This window comes from Chlamydiales bacterium, from assembly GCA_031292375.1.
GTDB lineage: Bacteria > Chlamydiota > Chlamydiia > Chlamydiales > VFKH01 > JARLHF01.
Genome location: JARLHF010000021.1, coordinates 1 through 16350 on the forward strand (window position 1 = coordinate 1; position 16350 = coordinate 16350).

At 39.6% G+C, this 16350-nt stretch carries 14 protein-coding genes; 4 read left to right on the forward strand and 10 right to left on the reverse strand.

Translation table 11 applies throughout. The features are described from left to right. A partial coding sequence (locus P4L16_03320; protein MDR3624154.1) for a transposase occupies window positions 1–337 on the forward strand: 337 nt, incomplete at its 5' end. 97 nt (window positions 338–434) lie between these two features. On the opposite strand, the gene P4L16_03325 is transcribed toward P4L16_03320, so the two are convergent. From P4L16_03325 to P4L16_03350, 6 genes are all read right to left on the reverse strand, one after another. Next, a complete protein-coding gene (locus P4L16_03325; protein ID MDR3624155.1) occupies window positions 435–1907 on the reverse strand; it encodes a hypothetical protein in 1473 nt (490 codons plus the stop codon). A gap of 99 nt (window positions 1908–2006) precedes the next feature. Continuing rightward, entirely contained in the window at window positions 2007–2222 is a 216-nt protein-coding gene (locus tag P4L16_03330) for a hypothetical protein (protein ID MDR3624156.1), read from the reverse strand. Between the two features lie 68 nt (window positions 2223–2290). After that, entirely contained in the window at window positions 2291–2569 is a 279-nt protein-coding gene (locus P4L16_03335) for a hypothetical protein (protein MDR3624157.1), read from the reverse strand. A gap of 43 nt (window positions 2570–2612) precedes the next feature. Continuing rightward, window positions 2613–2804 carry a hypothetical protein gene (locus P4L16_03340; protein MDR3624158.1) on the reverse strand — a complete coding sequence of 64 codons (192 nt, stop codon included), beginning with the start codon at window positions 2802–2804 and terminating at the stop codon, window positions 2613–2615. A gap of 152 nt (window positions 2805–2956) precedes the next feature. Continuing rightward, window positions 2957–3430: a hypothetical protein gene (locus P4L16_03345; protein MDR3624159.1), complete on the reverse strand. Its 474-nt coding sequence runs from the start codon at window positions 3428–3430 to the stop codon at window positions 2957–2959. Between the two features lie 7 nt (window positions 3431–3437). Continuing rightward, window positions 3438–8819 (reverse strand): RHS repeat-associated core domain-containing protein, encoded by a 5382-nt coding sequence (locus tag P4L16_03350; GenBank protein MDR3624160.1) that lies wholly within the window; start codon window positions 8817–8819, stop codon window positions 3438–3440. Between the two features lie 295 nt (window positions 8820–9114). Between P4L16_03350 and P4L16_03355 the strand changes: the two genes are divergently transcribed. Beyond that, the gene (locus tag P4L16_03355; protein ID MDR3624161.1) at window positions 9115–9366 is read left to right on the forward strand and encodes a hypothetical protein; all 252 of its coding nucleotides are present in this window, start codon (window positions 9115–9117) and stop codon (window positions 9364–9366) included. 55 nt (window positions 9367–9421) lie between these two features. On the opposite strand, the gene P4L16_03360 is transcribed toward P4L16_03355, so the two are convergent. The 3 genes from P4L16_03360 to efp are packed head-to-tail and all read right to left on the reverse strand — an operon-like array spanning window position 9422 to window position 11628. Further along, window positions 9422–10102: an HAD family phosphatase gene (locus tag P4L16_03360; GenBank protein ID MDR3624162.1), complete on the reverse strand. Its 681-nt coding sequence runs from the start codon at window positions 10100–10102 to the stop codon at window positions 9422–9424. A 4-nt stretch (window positions 10103–10106) separates the two neighbouring features. After that, on the reverse strand, window positions 10107–11051 hold the full coding sequence (gene epmA / locus P4L16_03365; GenBank protein ID MDR3624163.1) for an EF-P lysine aminoacylase EpmA: 945 nt from the start codon (window positions 11049–11051) through the stop codon (window positions 10107–10109). Between the two features lies 1 nt (window position 11052). Next, window positions 11053–11628 (reverse strand): elongation factor P, encoded by a 576-nt coding sequence (efp, locus tag P4L16_03370; protein ID MDR3624164.1) that lies wholly within the window; start codon window positions 11626–11628, stop codon window positions 11053–11055. 182 nt (window positions 11629–11810) lie between these two features. Here efp and P4L16_03375 point away from each other — a divergent pair, with 182 nt between their 5' ends. Both P4L16_03375 and P4L16_03380 read left to right on the forward strand, forming a co-directional pair. Further along, entirely contained in the window at window positions 11811–12629 is an 819-nt protein-coding gene (locus tag P4L16_03375; protein MDR3624165.1) for an AMP nucleosidase, read from the forward strand. A 70-nt stretch (window positions 12630–12699) separates the two neighbouring features. Then, a complete protein-coding gene (locus P4L16_03380) occupies window positions 12700–13083 on the forward strand; it encodes a hypothetical protein (GenBank protein ID MDR3624166.1) in 384 nt (127 codons plus the stop codon). Here the strand turns inward: P4L16_03380 and mfd are convergent. Then, the gene (mfd, locus tag P4L16_03385) at window positions 13080–16346 is read right to left on the reverse strand and encodes a transcription-repair coupling factor (protein MDR3624167.1); all 3267 of its coding nucleotides are present in this window, start codon (window positions 16344–16346) and stop codon (window positions 13080–13082) included. The genes P4L16_03380 and mfd overlap by 4 nt on opposite strands. Window positions 16347–16350: the final 4 nt, after the last annotated feature.

Sequence of the window (16350 nt, forward strand, 5' to 3'; positions counted from 1 at the left end):
CAAGCTTAAAGAGGCTCTAGGTTATTTTTGTAGCCTTATTCCTCATCTCAAAAACTACACCAATCACGCTTTTGCAAGAATGGATAATAACGTAGCAGAGCGTGCTGTAAGACCACTGGCAATTGGTCGAAAAAATTGGCTGTTTGTAGGCAACGAGGATGGTGGAGAAGCTGCTGCCATTATATTCTCTCTCGTTCAAACCTGCCGCACTCTCGGAGTTAATCCACGTGAATATCTTGAGGACGTCATGCGTTGTCTTATGTCCCATAATTCTCAAAAGCTATATGAGCTTTTGCCTGATCAATGGATGGCTAGTAAAAGCTCATTAAATTGCTAGATGGCCTTATTTGACGCTAACGGTCGTTCTCGCTGCTCTTTGACACAAAGTACAAATAATTTATACGATATTGTAATTAATTTAATTTCACTATTTTTTATTTAAAAATTTCTTTTTGTCGCTGTTCAATCAGGAATGTTATTTCATCTTCTTCCTTAACAAGCTTATTGATCTTTTTAATATAAGATTGATAGAGTTTGTCTTCGAGGTCAGAAGAGAATACTAATGTTTTTTTGTCATTAATGAGCTTATAAGTCCCATATCTCATTGATAGGAAATTGAGAAGATGGATGTATTCAGCAGCCATCTCTTTTTTGATAGCAAAAGACCGCCTCCCAAGGACAGGTTCATTTTTAGTGAAGTCTTCTGCGAAATTTTTACGCTGTTCTCCATCAAGATGTGGTAAAGAGGATATCCATTGCATAAGATCTGATCTGTATTTCTCCAATCTCTTCAAACTCCCATCTATTACGACACAAAGATATTCCAGTTTGTTCTTGGTTGTGGCGATTTTAGTGAGATCGAAAAATACCTCCTCCGAACAAATAAGCTCAAAAGCTGCATCACCGATCTCTTTGTCCAATAGGATGGCTTCTTTCTTGCAAAGATTCATAAATTGTTGAGATCGATCTAATATAGCTGCTGCTGGACCATATTTCTCAGTGGTATGAGGAGAAGTGGAAATTGTTTTTGAAGATTCATTGTCCGAAAAACAATTAAATATACTTTTCAGCTCTTTTTCAGTATTTGCAGTCTGTTGCTGCATTCTCTTCATGTCTTGATCGTTTATAGATAAAGGACCCGCTAACTCCGTGAGGTATTGTTTATATTGAAGAGTTAACTTTTCCTCTTCTTTCACCAATTTTGCAACCGTTTCAAAATGGGCATTTAAAATCGAGACATTGCGATCATCAGCGCAAATGATTTGAGACTCTCCTTTCTCATATGTCCCGTAAATTTTAGACAGAAAATCAAGCAGACTTATTAATTCTTGAGTCAGATTTTTCTTAACTTTGTAAGTTTCTTTTCTGAAGAATTCGTTTCTCTTAGCATTTTTGTAGTGTGTTTCCAATAAATATTTACGGGAAATATCATCAATGTCTGGAGAGGAGGATAACCATGTCTTATAGTCGGATTGTGTTTGTGCTGCCCTCTTCTCGCTTTCTTCAATAAAAGCAGAAAGTTTTTCGAGCTTTTTCTTCTTATCGATGAGTTTCAAAAAATCAAAAAATACACCGTCATTGAAGATATCACCGACTTCTCTGATAGCTTGATCGGAGGTTTTTGTTTCTTGTTTGAAGGAATCCATTATCTGCTTAAGCTTATTCAAGGGTGCAGCAAAAGCGCCATATTCTTCGGTCGTATACGATGAAATTTGTTTTGTTAGAGGTGATTCCTGACCATTTAAAAAGCTTATATAGTCTTTGACAATATGTGCCGTTTCATCCGCAAATTTTTCAGTAAGGCTTTCGGAGTGCGCGGCTTGGTTAGAGGCTAGAGCTCCTGTAGTGACAAAGAGAATCAAAGGTAGGCAAAGCCACGGAAAACCGCATTTCGTATTTCTTTTCACAGGTACTCCTTGGAGGTATTCTTCATCTGTTCTTCTAATGACCAACCTTCTGATAAAGGCAAGAAGCTATAACAGGGACATGGATAACTTTTGTCATTTTTAATTTCTTGTTTCAATCTCAACCTTTTTCCATGCATCTTTCGGTACTCCGAAATCTTCCCATGCACATTCCATCGCTAGTTCTAATGTGTCCTGAAGATAGTCTCTTATACATTTATCGTCTTCAAACACGTAGAGATAGAAACCAACTAGGGGGTCATGTTTAATCTCATAATGCCTAGACGTAAGAGAATCGAGTTTGGCGTGCCATTTCATAATTATTTCTCTGTAAAATAATAGCGATGTTCGGGCCCTGCATCAATCCATTTTGTGCATAGATATTTTCATAGATGCTTTACCAGAAACTCTTTCATTGCTATCAGTTCTTGTACGGCTTTAGCCCTGTTGACTTCTTTACCCTCTACAGCTCGACGAGTTTCAAGAGGTGCCCAAAAGTTATACCATTGATTAATCAGATCATTATCTTTGATTTCAGAAGCATCTAGTGCTCCTTCAAGCTTGCCAACTATACCGTAAAAATCTTGGGTTTCGTTATTAAGATAACCTTCTATTAAATCAATCATGTTTTTCCATAATCGATGTTGGTGTTCATTCATCTTCATTTATTTTCCTAAGGCTGATCTCTAATTCTGCTATATTTATGTTTTATTTTTCCTCGCCATCTTTATATTCATCTATTTCTTTTTCAGTGGTTCGTAAATCTGAAAGTTTACTAAGCCAAAGTGATCTGAATTTTTTTGGTATTCTAATGCGAATTTCTACTTCTGTTTCATTGAGATCTTCGACATAATATTTGTTTGTGCATTCTTGGACTAAACTGAATATTTCTTCATCCATTACTCTACTCCGGTTTGACATCTATTGGATAAATTCTTTCATTCATAATTTCGAATTTCTTGTTTTTCCTCATTTCATACTCTATTAAAGGTAAAAACCAACAGATGGGGCATGCTTAATTTCATAGAGTTGAAAGTTAAGATGTTTAGCATTCACACGCCATTGCATACAGGAAGTTTTTCTGGGTGTAACCAGACCGCAATAAGCTCTTGTCCATCCATCGTAGCAACGCAATTAGGAGCAAATTCAATCAGTTGTTTATCTTTTGTCTTTGGGTTTCCAAGACAAACCCATCCTTTTTTCCTATTAATATAAATCGGCCATCTTTGATCTTCATTCAATCTATAAGAAATGCCTAGAACAGGAGGTTTATCTAGTAAGGCAACTAGACTGCCAGTTTTATATTTAAAGGGAAATTCATCCGTTTTTTCGTATTTAATCAACGGACATAACCCCCATACATACATAATTTTTCCTTCATGATCAATTTCTAGCTGTAGGTCATTAATCATAATTGATGTGTCTCCAGTTCCATTAAGAGGCTCTACATCAAATGAGTAATCTTCAGGCCGATAAATGAGAGAAAAATTTTGGTCTTTTTGAGGTTTTTGAATAAGAAATTTCATCTTTTACCTACTTAAAATTAAAATGATAAATCACGTTTGTTTCTGGATGTATGACTAGCTCCCATGTTCCTTCACTTCCTCTCAAAGCTCCAGGAACATCCCAACGTAAACCACCAGGAATTCCCCCTGGATCATGTATGGGTTTTCCAGCAGCCATAATTTCTTCTATCGTTAATTGTGATTTCATATATGGTCGCGATAATCTACCAGCATTAGGTCCCTTCTTAACAAATTCGGTAAAATGTTTTGCAGCCGTATCAGTATATGTAAATTTCCCTACTTTTAGGACACCTTCAACGCTACGAGCTCCTTTAGCCCCTAGCTTAGCTATTTGTACAGGTATTTTGGCTAACTTGCTAAAACCAATCACTCCTTTAACAGCGCCATATCCTCCAGCAATCATAGATCCAACTTCTAGACCCAGTGTGGTGTTAGAACGAAAAGAATGGTAAACGGCATCAGATTCATCGATAGAGAGCATATCCATCATCCAGTTCCCGACTTTAGCAATTTGATCGGCTTGCGACTGTTCAATGGCTTCTATGATTTGAATACGATCCTGAAGGCTGATTTCCAATTCTGTTGCCCCCATGTAAGTGGCGGTGGTTTGCAGGTCATGGAGAGAGCCGACCACAAAGTCCACTACTCCGTGACTGACGCCGCAGATAGCGCTCTTAATATCGCTGCCTATTTTGCTTCGATAGCTCCCTGTAGAGTATGCGCTTCCGTTCTTGCCGCAAATACAAACACACCCTTCAGGAGCATTATGCCACCCGGGATGTCCATGTTGGGTACACCAACAATTTTCATCGAGTGCGGAGCTCAAGCCAAAATAGTCGACATATTTCATGGGGTTGTTGCGAGAATAAGCATAGAGATTAGGTCCATCGATAGTGCCTAATGGATCGGGACTAATCCATCTTCCTACTTCGGGGTTATAGTATCGGTAGCCGAAATACATAAGACCGACCTCTTTGTCCACCCGTTTGCCACGGTATCTCCAGGGATTACCAGCAGAGGAATCAGAAATAGCACGCCCTCTTTCATTGAGGATCTCTTCTTCTCCAAAAACAGAATAACGGTAAGTTTCTACAATCTTTCGCCTCTGAGGGTCGAGAAGACAGGTAATATTTCCTTGCAGGTCATAAAGAGGAACGTAGGTCTCTTTCTTGATTTCGATGGCAATGCTTGGGGCTTCGGGGTTGTTGGGATTGCCAGGGACTTTTAGTTCTATGATGACGCCCTTTTCATCTACCGAGCCAATCTCTGTATCTCCTAAGTAGAAGAAACGAAGTATCTTCGCTTTTTTGCCCTTAGATTCGATTCGTTTGGTCAGACGCTTGCCACTAGGGTCATAAGTGAATTTGACGGTATTCTGGTCAGGGTCTGTGATAGAGATGATCTGATTTAGATGATTGCTTCGGTAGGTCCATGTTCTGGTGCCCATCGTCTTGGTGGCAAGATTGCCATTTGGGTCAAAGGTATAGGTAGCTCCTTCAGCCTCTATGAGTTGATTGACGCCATCAACTTTATAAGCTGATCCGTCCCTTTGAAGGCGATTTCCGATCGAATCATAGGAATACTTGTGTTCGATCTCCCCTTTCTCGAGGATAAGTTGGGCTAAGGTATTGTAATCATAGTCGATGGTATCGGTTTCATCGTCTAGGACAGTCTCTCGTTTTTTAATATTTTCGAGAGGATCGTATCCGCCTTCTAAGACTCGATCTTGCAAGAAGTCTGTCGATATCTCTATTCTGCGTCCGGCTTCATCCCAGGTCTGTTTTCTTCCTCCCAGATGGCCTGGCAAGATTTCCTCGAGAATATCACCCATCAGGTCTCTTGAAACCACCTGATAGCTATAGAGCTCCTTTTTGTCCTTGCTAAAACGTTTAGCCTCTTTTACAAAAGGTCCCTCATAGAAGTATTCAACAAATGAGCCATCCGGAAATTGGAGCATTTGAATTTTTCCTTCTCCATCATAAGTGCGGCCCACCTGATAAGATCCAAATTCATCTTTAATCTTTTCAGTGAGAGGCATGTCGTGAGCATCGAAAGAATAGCTAATTGTAAAGGAGGAATCTAAGTAGACCTCTGTGATATTTTTATGGTGGTCGTAAGAAAGCTTGTAGTCGATCTCATTTTTCCCTTCTTTATAAGAGATGACATCTAGATTGCCTTCATTGTTATATCGATAGGTGATCGGCTCTTTAGCGCCATGATTATATTTTGCCGCGATATCTCCATAAGAATTGTACTCATATCGTAGGGTACGCTCTTCTGGAGTTCCCTTTCCTAAGGAGAATGATTCAACCTGATCGGCTTGGTTTAAGGTCCACTCTGTTTCATAGATACCAGTGGGTGCATTGGCAGAAAGAACAAGAGCTTTCTGAGCAATTTGGTTTCCTAAACTGTCATAATAAGACTCAGAATCAGCCAGGGTCTGACCTGATTTATCTGTTTTAGTCAATTTGATCAATCGACCGTCTACATCAAAGATCTCTTCGGTCTGATTGCCTATTGGGTCAATCAAGGTACGTTTACATGTTCTTTGACCCCATTCATTAACAAAAGTGTCATCATACTCGATAGTTAATGTATGCCCTGCAGCATTGGTTGCCTTGTAGAGGCGACCGAATCCATCATATTCATATTTGAGTAGGATGCTTTCTTTGTTCTGTGGATAACCGATAACTTGAGCTAGCTGCCTCGCATCATTGTAGACGTATCTTTTTTTGAGCAGAACTTTGCCTGTTTGATCTTCAGTACGCTCTTCAACAACCCTGTCTAGAAGATCGTATTCTTTGATATCCAAGGTGAAGGTTTTGGCAGATTTCCATTTTTTGACTCCATGAGTTCTGCCAAGGCTGTCATGGATGAATTCAACTTTCTGTTTGTCTTTATTTAAGCTTGCTAAACGTCCTGAATAGCCATAGGTATAGGTCGTTTGCTTTCCTCTAGCATCTGTCTCCGACGTTTTATGGAAAGCTCCATAGCTACAGGTTGTTTCTTTGAAGCCGTAATTAGAACTCTTATTCCCCCTCTTAAAGTGCTCGAGCTTATTTAACCTTCCTTTATAATCATAAGCAAACACTTGTAGAAGGCCGTCTGCCCCATAATAGTGGTGCAGATTGCCACCGCTATCATATCTAAATATCTCCTTGGTTCCATTGAGGTGGTTGATCTCGATGGGCTTTCCATGGACGTTATAGGATCTTGCGAGTGTTCTTCCCTTTGGATCTGTTACAGAGATAGGATTGTCGAATAAGTCATAAGCATAAGTGTATGTGGGTCTTACGGAAGAATGAGCACCATCGCCGGTTTCCGGATAAGTAATTTGAACGGGCCGTCCGAGAGAATCATTGGTATAGATCGTCTCATTCCCGTATCGATCGAGTTCAGAGAGTTTGTGACCTGCAGGGTCATAAGTGACTTGCGTTTCAAATCGATTACCCGTTCGGTCTTTCTCCCGGGCATAAATAGGTAAGTTTTTTAAGTCATAGCCATATTCAATCGAAACTCCTGTGTCAGAGTGGGTTTCGAGGATTAGATTTTGGTTTCCATCATAAGAATAGTGCGTCTCATTACCGAGAGGATCCGTCCCGAAAACAAGCAATCCTTGGCTATATCTCTTGGTAAGCGTATAGCAATGATTTTCATCTGCATCATAGATGGCCTGAGAAGCGATGTTTCCCTGCCCATCGAATTGATTGATAGTTTTTTTTAGGAGGAATTCTGATTTCCTATCTGTAGAGCTGTATTTCTGTTCAACTACTTCAGGTGCTCCAACATTCGGAAGTTCTTGTTTTGGTAGAATGCGAGTGACAGTCCTTTCTGTAACCCCATAATCGTCTTTAAGCGTTCCTTCCTTGCCATCATCGACGATGACCTGAATAAGAGCAGCGTCATCATTGTAAGCATAAAAATGCCTCTCTTTTATGCCTGACTTATAGTCTTCCTCTTCCAAGTCAGAAGATCCTTTCGTCAGAATGAACTTCTTAAGAAGAATATTGGTCCCTTTTTTATACCAATATTTGACACCGGTCCCCTTGGCATCTGTTTGAAAAAATCCATGAGTGTTTTTGCCAGAGAAATAGGCATAGTTCTTGATGTGCCCATCTTGATTTGTGACAAGGCCACTGTCATCAACATTCAAAGAGGTAGCTCCTAGACCTATGACATCCCCATATTCTCTTTCCTCAACAATATTCCCTTTGTCTTTGCTATCGTAAGTGAAGTACTTGTAATAGAAAATGTTACCACTTGCATCCTCGACGGAAGTAGAGATGAGGTTCCCAGCATCGCTTTTCGTCCCCCATGATTTCTTGTGAATCCGATAAGGAGATCCATCTAGGTATTGTTCTACGGCAACGAGCTGATAATCATCGTCAAATCGATATACTGCCTTGCGTTCTCCAGGACCATCGACTTCTGTATAATCGTCTCCATAGGAGAATAGAACGCTTGCCATTCTTCCTGATCCGGCTGGAGTAGTCACGGATCTGACCTTGTTTTTCTGTCCTTTATCATTGTGATAGTCGATCTGGACAAACCGTCCCTCAGGCAGAGTTTTCCTAGTCAAAAGAGCTTGGTTTCCTACAACTTGGTATTGGTAGGATAAGCTGGGCTTGTGAGACCTAATGACCTTACTCAATAGCATTGCTCCAGAGGAGTCTTGGCTAAAATGGTAATCAGCGGACTTTCCATCGCTTGTCTCGATGTGAATTCCATTTTTATATTCGATTTTGATCCAGGCTAGCACCTTCTTTTCTGAAGCGTTGGTTTCTTTGATGAAAGAGAGCTGTCCCTTTTCATCGAACTCATAGAACACTTTATTTTCGCTTGGAAGAACTTCTTGCGTGATAAAATAGACATTGAGGGAAGGGTGCTTGCTATAGAAACGCTTTCCTTCAGAACAGAGTAGCAGCTCAAAGCCATTCGTTTGGGGGTCAAAATAGAGTTCATTATTTTTGAGGTTTGTCCAGCAACTGATAGTCCCCTTAGCTGTATTCGCTATTCCCGCTACCTCCCCTTCCGGATCAATTTTAAATAAGGATTTCTTAGATGGGTTTGTAGTATTTTGCCAGCCGACGTACGTCAGAATTGTTCCATCAGAATTGCCGACATAAACATAGGTACGTTCAAATTTCCCCTCGGCGGTCGTATAGGACTTGCCTTTTGGATCTTTTTGAGTAGAGAGAGAACAGTGTGGGTTGAACCGCCATCCTCCAAAATTAGCTGTTTGGAGAGAATCTTTACTGCTATAGAATCTAGATAGGATGAGCGAGTCTGGAGAAGAGACCGTAAGATCAACTTCAACCTCCGTATAATCGCCATGAATCGTGCTTACATTTTCGACTAAGCTTGCAGGATCTCCTTCTCTTGACCCCAAGTATGTACTGCTAACAGGACTTTCTTTTGCGATTGCGCTCTGTAGAAAGCAACAGAAACTTAACACTAAGCTCGTTAAACAATGTTTCATTGGCGATTCCCATTCTCCTAAAATCTCAGCGGAACTTCTACAATTTAAAGGAAAGCATGATACAGAAAGGGCATTTCTGAAAGAAGAAAATTTTGAAAGAATGCAAGACAAAAACAAGGTGTGCATAAATAAGTTTAAGAATTACTTTACGTAAAATAGCGCATTAAATATTTTAATATTTAATGCGCTTGTAAAAATAGAGTAGATGATGAAGAGAGTCACAAAAGTTCCAAAGAACAAAAAAACAGCTGGAAAATCTAAGAAAACAGCACTTTCTAACAAGCGCTTAAAAAAAGCGAGCGGTGGAGATATATCATTTCGTGTTCCTGAATCAATTGCAGGTGTTTCTGGCTATATCAGTGGAAGTACAGCCTCTCGCAGTGTTACGTTGGGTACGAATCTGAATCAGCCAGGTAATGATTTGGAAAATGTGATTTTAGATTTCGAGAATCTTTAAGATAGCTCTTTGAGCTTATACACAAACAAGTTCAAGAATTGGTTTGTGTATAGTTTCATGAGTTTTTGTAGCGTTGCCACTGTTCTAAAACAAAGTTGAGGTTTAGATCGAGAGGCGTTTTTACGAATAAGTTTTTGGGGTTTAAAAGCTCAACAGGTGTTGTTGTGCCAAGGGCTATGACAAAGCAATTTGCAAGCGTGCCAGCAACGAGGCCATGGGGTGAGTCTTCAATAACGATGCAATCGCTAGATTCTTTTCCAATACGTTTTGCTGCCTCTAAATATACATGAGGAGATGGTTTTCCTCTTATAACTTCCTCTCCAGATACAAAGGCATCAAAATAATTGCCAAGCTTTGTATATTCTAGAAAAAAATGAAGATTTGCAATGGGAGCATTAGACCCTATAATTCTTGAAAAGTTTCTAGTTTTCAATTCTTGTAAAAAAGGCTCAATGCCAGGTAAGAGCTCTAATTTTGTCTTGCAAAGCTCTCTGAATAGCTCTTCTTTTCTTGTCCCAAGAAAAGCGTATGCATTGTCATCCCCTTTTGGGTGGCAAATTTCAAGGATTTCTTTGTTTGTCATTCCAAAGGTTCGGCGAAATTCTTCATAAGAGATAGCAAATTGAGGGTATTCTTGCACGAGCATTTGCCACGCTTCAAAGTGGATGGCAGAGGAGTCTACAAGAACGCCATCCATATCAAACAAAAAGCCGGGTATAATTTCAGTCTTATTCATTAGTTTAAGCCTCTAAAAAAGTAAAGGGTAGAATTTTAGATAACGAGGAGAGGTTGTGTCTTAACATCATGAGTCTGTCAAAACCAATTGCAACGCCGCTGCATTCTGGAAGACCCATTTCAAGTGCCTTTAAAAAGGCATAATCAATGGGCAGCTCTTCTTTTCCATGATTTTTTCTCTCTAAATTTGCTTTTTGTAGGCGCTCTAGCTGCTCTTTTGCGTGTGTTAATTCCAAATAGCCATTGGCAAGTTCTATGCCTTTGTAGTAGATTTCAAAGCGCTCTCCTACTTTTTCGCCATCATTGAGGACAATTGTCTTTGCAAGAGCTGCTTGCGATGCCGGATAGTGTTTAAAGACAATGATTTCTTGGTTTTTAAAGTGGGGCTCAATGAGTGCTCCAAGTATTAAGCTAAGGTGAGCATCTTTATCTTCATTTTCAAGGCCTTTATAGGGCTCGACACCTTGATTTTTAAGACAAGAGAATAGGTTGTCTTTTGATGCTGTAGTGTAGTCGAGATTTAAATACTTTAAAAAAGCCTCTCTATAACTGATTGTAGAAATAGATTTTTTACCAAGAAATAGTTCGATGAAAGAGAGCGATTCTTCAATCATGTCATTTAAGGAAAAGTTCTTTCTATACCATTCTGCCATCATAAATTCTGAATTATGTATAGGGCTACACTCCTCATCTCTAAAGACGTGGGCAAGTTGATAAATATCACCCATTCCCATAGAAAGAAGTCTTTTCATGAAATATTCTGGAGAAGAGTGTAAATAGTAATCAGGATAATGACGAGAACATACTTTGAATAAATCGATGTGTAAGTCAATGCATGCAGCACTTCCTGCAAGGGGACAGTCTACTTCTAACACAGACCTCTCTTTAAAAAAAGCTCTTACGTTTTCTAGCATAAGAGCACGATCTTTAAGATAGGCGATATTTTGCATTTTATTTGCTAACGCGAGAGACGTATTCACCAGTACGCGTATCAAACTTTACAAGCTCACCCTCCTCTACAAAGATAGGGATTTGTACTTTGGCGCCCGTGCTAAGTGTTGCAGGTTTCATGACTCTTCCAGAAGCAGTATCCCCGCGTACGCCTGGGGATGTTTCTGTTATGGTTAACTCCATGAATGTAGGGGCTTCTACAGTTATAGGAGCGCCTTTATAAGTGACAATAGAGTAGATCTGGTCTTCCATGAGCCAGTCTTCAACGCTTGTAAGGGCACTTAGTGGAATGGTTACTTGTTCAAAGCTTGTATCGTCCATGAACACAACGCCATTTGGCTCTTTATAGAGCATGCGCATAGAAGACTCTTGTACGTCAGCAACTTCTGCTTTTTCACCTGTCTTAAAGGTACGCTCAATCACTCTTCCCGTTAGAAGATGCTTGAGTTTGATGCGACTAAAGGGTTGCGCTTTTCCTGGTTTTACAAATTCTGTTGTAACAACAGTGTAGGGTTGACCTTCCAGCTCTATTTTAAAACCCGCTCTTAAATCGGTCGCATTAACTTGTTGCGCCATAATAATTTTCCCCTTTTTGTATTAGACCTCTTGCGTAACATGAGTAATTTATGTAAGAAGTCTATTTTAAATTTAGAGGCAGTCTATCAAAAAAAGGTACGCTCTTCAACTCAATTGTTTGTGTATACTTTGTGCTTTTGTTTTGATAAGATCTTACATAAAAAATAAGGAGCATGAGAGTGATGAGTGGTGAAGTTATAGATGCGCATGGTTTAGAGGCACAGATCGCAAGAGACTCGTTGGAGCGCTATTGTGGATGCAGTATTAATGAATTTGGCTCTTACCTTTTGCTTACAAACTTTCCTCGTTATGTTAAGTATTTTGCAGAAAGTAGAGGCGTTCCTATGATTGAGGGCTCCATGTTTAAGGTAGCTCACAGTCCTAAAGAAGATGTTAGTATTTTAGATTTTAAAATGGGGTCGCCAGTAGCTGCGCTCGTTGTTGATTTGTGTTCTTTTTTACCAGTAAAGGCATGTCTTATGCTTGGTATGTGTGGAGGTCTTAGGAGGCGTTATCAAGTTGGAGAATATTTTGTCCCAGTAGCAGGAATTAGGGGGGAGGGCACATCGGACTTTTATTATCCGCCAGAAGTTCCAGCTCTTGCAAACTTTTTAATGCAACGCTCTGTAACTCAAGTGCTTGATGACTTAAAGGTCAATTATCATATTGGAATTACGCATACAACAAACATTCGTTTTTGGGAATTTAATGAAGAGTTTAAAGACCGCCTAAAGGCAAGTCGTGCACAAGCAATTGAGATGGAGTGTGCCACTTTGTTTTCTGCAAGCTATAAAAGAAAGCTTCCCTTGGGTGCTCTTTTATTAATTTCTGATCTTCCCCTTGATCATAGTGGTATAAAAACAAAGAAAAGCTCACAGCATGTTTTTGACAATTATACACAAGATCACGTTGAAAAAGGTGTGCTTATCACACAGATGATGAAAAAAATGCAGCAGCAGCACGTAAAAGGAGCGCATCGCTGGAGAAACAGTGCGCATTAATCGAGCTTTATTGTTTCTTAATATTATTTTATTACAATCGCTCGATATTACTAAATATTAGAGGTAGAAGATGTCAATAGTTTCTATTCCGCTGGGATCAGATGTTTTAAGAAACTCTTTTGAAGACCTTAAAAATCATTATAATAGACCTTGTTCTGAGGGCACTCGAGGTGTTTTAGAAATGGTGGGCAGATCTATTGTAGTAGTCCCTGCGCATTTGCTTTCAGCGGTTGTTGTTGGGGTTGCTTATTTTGTAACAGATGCTGTTATTGCTACGTTGTTTGCTTTGGCAGCATGTTTTACATTCGATATTTATCCTTCATTGAGTACGGAAGCAGAAATCCGTGCCACAAGTGCGACTAAGATTTTATGTTATATAGCAGCGCATGCGCTTGCGTTTTTACCGCCTTTGGGCTATGAGCTTTACAATCAATCACCTGCTTTTGAATTTTAAGAGATTATTTCAATAATCTTTTTTTCAAAGGCTTCTGCCGTTTTAGGGGCTGAAAAGATCACTGTTCGTGTTTCGGTTTTGTTTTTTATCTGTTTTTCTATTGTAAGTGTCATCGACTGAAGCTTCAGTGAGGCTATGTTGTTTTTAGATGCAATCATGCGGATTCTACTAAAGTGGTAAAGCCACACAGCTTGAATGGGTAGTTTGCCAAACCTATCTTGAATTTCGTTGAATAATTCATCAACTTCTTCTAGGGAGGAGAGTTCTCCTAAGCGCTGATAAAGCTCCATACGAAGATGTGTTTCGCTGATATATTCATCTGTAAATCGCGCATCTTGTGGAAATTCTAACTTAACATCAACTTGAGTATTCCCTTTTCCTTGTAAAGAGTTCATTGTACGCCTTAAAAGTTTGCAGTAGAGATGAAAGCCGATGCTAGACACATGTCCCGATTGTTCAGTGCCAATAAGGTCGCCAGAGCCCCTAATTTCTAAGTCCCTCATTGCAAGGCGCATGCCTCCTCCATAGCCACTGATCTGAGATAGGGCAATTAGGCGCTTGTTTGCAATTTCTGAAAGAGCGTGTTTTTGTTGTGTTAAAAAATAGCAATAAGCACGCCTATTCCATCTGCCAACCCTTCCTCGTAGTTGGTATAAGTCACTCAAACCAAATTTGTCTGCTCTATCAATTAAAATTGTATTGGCATTAGGAATATCAATACCACTTTCTATAATAGTTGTAGCAATTAAGATGTCTGCATTACCCATTTTGAATGTATGGAAAGTAATATCAATTTCGTCAGCAGACATTTGCCCGTGAGCAACTAGTATGCGCGCTTCTGGGAGCAGTTTGGAAATGCGCGCCTTTACATCAAAGATGGATTCTACACGGTTGTGGATGATATATGCTTGTCCATCCCTTGCAAGCTCCCTCATAAGGGCTGTTTGAATGATGCTATCTTCATTTTTGGCGAGTATGGTTTTGATAGGCAAGCGGTCTTGAGGAGGTGTGCTGATTACAGCCATATCACGTGCTCCTACCAAAGACATATAAAGCGTGCGTGGAATGGGTGTTGCAGAGAGCGTTAAGCAGTCAACACCAGTTTTAATGGTTTTTAGATGCTCTTTTGCTTTTACCCCAAAGCGCTGCTCTTCATCGATGATGATGAGACCTAAATCTTTAAAGTGCACATCTTTACTAATCAGTCTGTGTGTACCAATTACAATATCAAGAGTGCCTTTCTGTAGCTCCTTGAGGGTTTCTTTGATCTGTTTTTGCGTGCGAAAGCGAGATAATACGCCAATGCGTACTGGAAAATTGCGAAAACGTTCTGTAAAACTTTCAAAGTGTTGCATGGCAAGCAAAGTGGTTGGAACAAGTACAGCAACTTGTTTTGAGCCATCAATTACTGCTTTAAAAGCACCTCTCATGGCAACTTCTGTTTTCCCATAGCCAACATCTCCGCAAATAAGTAGATCCATGCACTTTGTAGAGGTCATTTCTTGCTTTAACTTTGCGATGGCAGTTTTTTGGTCTTCTGTTTCAATGTAGGGAAAATCTTGCTCAAAAAGATGCATATCAAGGCTATCTTCCTTGAAGGCAAATCCTTTGTTTTGAGATCTTTCTGCATACAAGACAAGAAGCTTTTGAGCATACCCAAGAATCAATCCCTCCGTTTTTGCTTTGAGAGCTTTCCACTTAGTGTTATTGATGGAGTGAAGTGTTGGAAGAGCATCACTTGTTCCAATGTATTTATTGATAAGATAAGCGTTATGTATAGGAACATAGAGTTTTGTTTTTTCAGCGTATTCGATGACAAGAAATTCTGTTTCAATGCCATTGTGGTTGGGTTTTTTTTCAATTCCAAGATATTTTCCAATTCCATTGTGAAAGTGGACAACAAGGTCTCCTGGCTCCAATTCTAAAAGCTCTGATGGAGGTGTATGGAATGTACTTCTATTTTTTTGCCTTCTTATTTTATAGCGATGAAAAAGTTCTGTCAGAGGGAAGATGGCAAGATTTGCATCTTTAATATAAAATCCAGAAGATAGGTACCCTCTTTGAAAATGTGTCTTGCTTGGAAGTAAAATCTTGTCTGCATCTATCTTTTTTCTAAAAGTAGCTTCGTCATTTTCTGTGTCCGAAAGAACAGTAAGTTCGATATCTTTACTTTTAAATTCATTAAGCTTGAAGAAGAGAGCCTCTTGCGAAATGTCTTCATCTTCTGTAAAAAGAAGGTCTGTAAATGTTACAAAGGGGTGTCTCCAACGAAGGGCTGTATAATCCTCTCCAAACATAGAAAAAGCAATTTTTGTAGCAGAAGCATTATCAGAGTAGGCTTTTGCCTGCTTTTCTAAGAGAGACACTTCAGTTAATTCTTCTAGGGTGCTTTTTGTGATAAAGATTTTCTGAAGGGATTTGCTCTCTGTTAAAAAGTTTTTAAAGGACGCAAAAGTATGAGATGTTGTGCTTGGTGCTATTTGAATGGCTTTATCTTCCAGAGCGTGTAAATCATCCATTAAAATGAGAGTGCCCTTTCCAAGGTAGTCTAGAAGAGATACTGTCTTGTTTTTTTGCAAAAGTAACTTTTCATTTGCAGGGGTAATTTCGACATGACTAATCTTTTGTATCGACTTTTGGCCGATAGGATCATAGATTCGAATGGATTCGATCACATCTTCAAAGAATTCGATACGAAAGGGATCTGGTGATGAGACGGGAAAGATATCTAATATGCCTCCTCGAATGGCAAATTGCCCCTTGTCGTTAGCAACAGGGAATTGTTCGTAGCCCATTTCAAGAAGCTTTGTAGGAAATCCTTTAAAAGATTGCTCAGAGCCTACTTTTAGATGAATGAGTAGATGAGATAATGCTTTTTTTTCTAATACCTTTTGTAGAGCCGATTGCAATGGACAGACAACAATAGAGGCATTTTTTTGATGAAGAAGGTTTTTAAGGGCAAGTGTGCGCTCTCCTACAACATCGGGGCTTGGTGCAATCTCTTCTGTTGGAAGAGTCTCCCAGGAGGGAATTTCCAACAAACCCCCTTCTTCTATCAGGTAGGCAAAGTCTTGTATCAGGTGAGATTCTGTTGTGCCAGTTGTTAATATAAGGATATTTTTTTGCGTAGATTCGCGGGCAATGGTTGCAAGAAGAGCTTTTGGAGTATCCCATAAGCCTTCAATGACAATGTCATTGCCTTCTTTTAGAATCGCTGCAAACTCTTGAAGCTTTTTGCTTTTTAGAAAGTTAATACCTTTCATGGGT

What these genes read in the sequence shown, in the direction of transcription:
- P4L16_03330 (MDR3624156.1), bottom strand. Translation starts at nt 2,222, where the DNA reads ATGAAATGGCACGCCAAACTCGATTCTCTTACGTCTAGGCATTATGAG.
- P4L16_03335 (MDR3624157.1), bottom strand. Translation starts at nt 2,569, where the DNA reads ATGAAGATGAATGAACACCAACATCGATTATGGAAAAACATGATTGAT.
- P4L16_03340 (MDR3624158.1), bottom strand. Translation starts at nt 2,804, where the DNA reads ATGGATGAAGAAATATTCAGTTTAGTCCAAGAATGCACAAACAAATAT.
- P4L16_03345 (MDR3624159.1), bottom strand. Translation starts at nt 3,430, where the DNA reads ATGAAATTTCTTATTCAAAAACCTCAAAAAGACCAAAATTTTTCTCTC.
- P4L16_03355 (MDR3624161.1), top strand. Translation starts at nt 9,115, where the DNA reads ATGATGAAGAGAGTCACAAAAGTTCCAAAGAACAAAAAAACAGCTGGA.
- P4L16_03360 (MDR3624162.1), bottom strand. Translation starts at nt 10,102, where the DNA reads ATGAATAAGACTGAAATTATACCCGGCTTTTTGTTTGATATGGATGGC.
- epmA (MDR3624163.1), bottom strand. Translation starts at nt 11,051, where the DNA reads ATGCAAAATATCGCCTATCTTAAAGATCGTGCTCTTATGCTAGAAAAC.
- efp (MDR3624164.1), bottom strand. Translation starts at nt 11,628, where the DNA reads ATGGCGCAACAAGTTAATGCGACCGATTTAAGAGCGGGTTTTAAAATA.
- P4L16_03375 (MDR3624165.1), top strand. Translation starts at nt 11,811, where the DNA reads ATGAGTGGTGAAGTTATAGATGCGCATGGTTTAGAGGCACAGATCGCA.
- P4L16_03380 (MDR3624166.1), top strand. Translation starts at nt 12,700, where the DNA reads ATGTCAATAGTTTCTATTCCGCTGGGATCAGATGTTTTAAGAAACTCT.
- mfd (MDR3624167.1), bottom strand. Translation starts at nt 16,346, where the DNA reads ATGAAAGGTATTAACTTTCTAAAAAGCAAAAAGCTTCAAGAGTTTGCA.